Annotated in this window: 3 protein-coding genes; all 3 read left to right on the forward strand. The window is 46.9% G+C overall.

Annotated elements, in window-relative coordinates:
• Positions 1-208: 208 nt before the first annotated feature.
• Positions 209-1,216, forward strand: coding sequence for a multicopper oxidase domain-containing protein (locus tag RMO84_RS12675; RefSeq protein WP_310488814.1), 1,008 nt, complete (start codon positions 209-211; stop codon positions 1,214-1,216).
• Positions 1,217-1,306: 90 nt separating this feature from the next.
• The gene (locus RMO84_RS12680; protein WP_310488815.1) at positions 1,307-2,323 is read left to right on the forward strand and encodes a helix-hairpin-helix domain-containing protein; all 1,017 of its coding nucleotides are present in this window, start codon (positions 1,307-1,309) and stop codon (positions 2,321-2,323) included.
• 21 nt (positions 2,324-2,344) lie between these two features.
• A partial coding sequence (locus RMO84_RS12685) for an FTR1 family protein (RefSeq protein ID WP_310488816.1) occupies positions 2,345-2,650 on the forward strand: 306 nt, incomplete at its 3' end.

Genomic DNA, 2,650 nt, shown 5'->3' on the forward strand with positions numbered 1-2,650 from the left:
AGCGACCCAAATCACGCGGAGGTTCCCGACCCATGGCTTTGGGTCAAGACAGCGAGACAAGACACAATCGTAGGCATTTTATGGGCGATCGATCGAAAGATCGATAGCCCTACTTTTGGCTGAAAAATCGCTTAATTTTGGTGCGGGTATTTAATCGATCGTGACAATCCCTTAAAATAGCTGCTATATATTCTCAATAATATTTTCAATGCTTAAGCGAATCAACGATGATGCCAGTCGATGGTCGAGGCGCAGAATGATGAAATGGGGCATTGGTGGTGGTTTAGGCGCGATTGGCGGTCTGTATGGGCTGAACTTCATGAATCGCCAGAGTCAGTCTAGCCTCAAAGTACCACCGATGCCAGCAATGAGCGCGACAGCAGCCCAGAGTGGATTTAATCCCGCCAAATATCTGCGTAGCTTTGACTATGGTACTGTCACCAAAGAGAACGGTCGGACGGTTAGAGAGTTTCGGCTCGAAGCTGGTACGGCGACAGTTCAACTCAATGCTTCAACTAGCTTCATCGTGTGGAATTTCAATGGGCAAGTTCCCGCACCAACACTCAGAGCGACCCAGGGAGATCGCATTCGGGTGGTGTTTTCCAATCATGGCGGACACTATCATACGATCCATTTTCACGGTACCCACCCAGCCGCGATGGACGGCCTCAGACCCGTCAAAAACAATACGGTATTTATCTATGAGTTTGATGCTGATGCTTTCGGGATCTATCCTTACCATTGCCACATCGAGCCAGTAACTAGACATATCGGCAAAGGTTTGTATGGGATGCTGATTGTCGATCCACCAAATCCTCGCCCCGTTGCTGATGAAATGGTGCTGATTATGGGTGGCTACGACCTGAATGGTGACGGTAAAAACGAACTGTACGCTTTTAATGGTTTGCCAAATTACTACATGTATCAGCCGATTCCCATTCAGCAAGATGCCCTAATTCGGATCTATGTCCAAAATATGGTCGAACTCGATCCGGTAGCAACCTTTCATCTTCATGCCGCGATGTTTCAGGTGTATCCGACCGGACGCACGTTAGTACCTAGTCATGAAAGTGATGTGATTACGATGGGCACAGCCGAGCGACATATCCTCGAATTTAGCTTCAAATATCCTGGAAAATTTATGTTTCATCCGCATCAAGACAACATTGCTGAGGCTGGCTGTATGGGTTTCTTTGATGTGGTTGCAAAAACGTAGAGTAGCAAGCAGTCATCTAGCTCTTGCCAACTATTCTCAAAAGGAGTAGGATGTGCAAAGTCTGTTTAAAAATAGTATCAATAAATATCGATGAAATTTCTTACTTACTTAGGTTATGGACTAGCTAGCGCGGTCTTGCTTATCAGTGTCAATGCCTGTATGAACACCACCCCAACCGCAGTTGCACCGACTCCCACAGTCAGCAGTAGTTCGGCACCAGGCGGGCACCAGATAGAAAGTCGTGGTAAAAAAATTAATATTAACAATGCACTCATATCAGAGTTGGACAAGCTAGAAGCCAAACTGGGAGTGCCAGCCCTCTCGAATAAAATCCAAGGTAGTCGTCCTTATGCCAAACCAGAGGAGCTAGTCAGCAAAAAAGTCATCGACCAGGCGCAGTACGACCAAATTAAGGATCTGGTCACGATCGAGGATGTTTCACTCACTGGTGAAGCTAGGGACGTAGACTATATGACTAAATTGGGACTGATGAAAGGTCATCTGATGGTTGCCAAAGAACTGCTCGATCTCAAACAGGCCGTTCAAGCCGAACCCCACATCGGACACCCAGTTGAAGAGATTTATGCTGATGTAGAAGAACAGCTCAAAGAACGTAAGGTGCCAGAATTTAAAACACCGTTAATTGCCCTTCACGATTTGGTCAAAGGGGGTGCGAAAGATGGGGCTAAAGTTAATGCCGATTTTACCGTAGCTATGAAATCGGTTGATGGTGCGATCTCTATCCTCCCAGCCACTCAGCGCAATTCAGCGACGTTTACACTCCAAGTTATTAATGGCTTGTTGGATACTGCAAATTCTGAGTACAAGTCATCAATTGCCAAAGGCAAGATCGCCCAAATAGTTGAGTATCAAGATTCGCGGGGATTCGTGACCTACGTAAATCAATTATTTAGGGCGATCGAACCTCAGCTCAAACAAGCTAATCCAGCAGTGGCAACCACGATCGGCACGACACTGGCAGATCTGACTAAGGCATGGCCAGCTCCCATCGCCCCAGCCGCTCCAGTTAAAACTGCAGAAGAAGTGACCAAGCTTGTCAAACAGATCGAGTCTGAAGCTATGAAAATCGCCAAAACTACAACTTAACCTTTTACCCGCACTACCGAGATGGATTTTAGTTCTGCATTACCTACGTTTATTATCACCCTCCGCGAAGGTGTCGAAGCCGCGCTCGTAGTTGGTATCGTCTTTGCCTATCTTAAAAAAGCCGGACAAACTCATCTCAAAAACTGGATTTATTTCGGGATTAGTGCGGGAATAGCCCTCAGCATCATTGCTGGAGTTACTTTCGAGTGGGTCATCAAAAGCCTCGGCACGGCAAACGAGCAGTATGCTGGGGCGATCGAACCCTTGATGGAAGGTCTGTTTGGGGTGCTGGCGATCGGGTTGCTCAGTTGGATGCTGATTTGGATG

This window comes from Chamaesiphon sp. VAR_69_metabat_338 (assembly GCF_031423935.1).
Lineage (GTDB): Bacteria > Cyanobacteriota > Cyanobacteriia > Cyanobacteriales > Chamaesiphonaceae > Chamaesiphon.

What these genes read in the sequence shown, in the direction of transcription:
- RMO84_RS12675 (WP_310488814.1), top strand. Translation starts at nt 209, where the DNA reads ATGCTTAAGCGAATCAACGATGATGCCAGTCGATGGTCGAGGCGCAGA.
- RMO84_RS12680 (WP_310488815.1), top strand. Translation starts at nt 1,307, where the DNA reads ATGAAATTTCTTACTTACTTAGGTTATGGACTAGCTAGCGCGGTCTTG.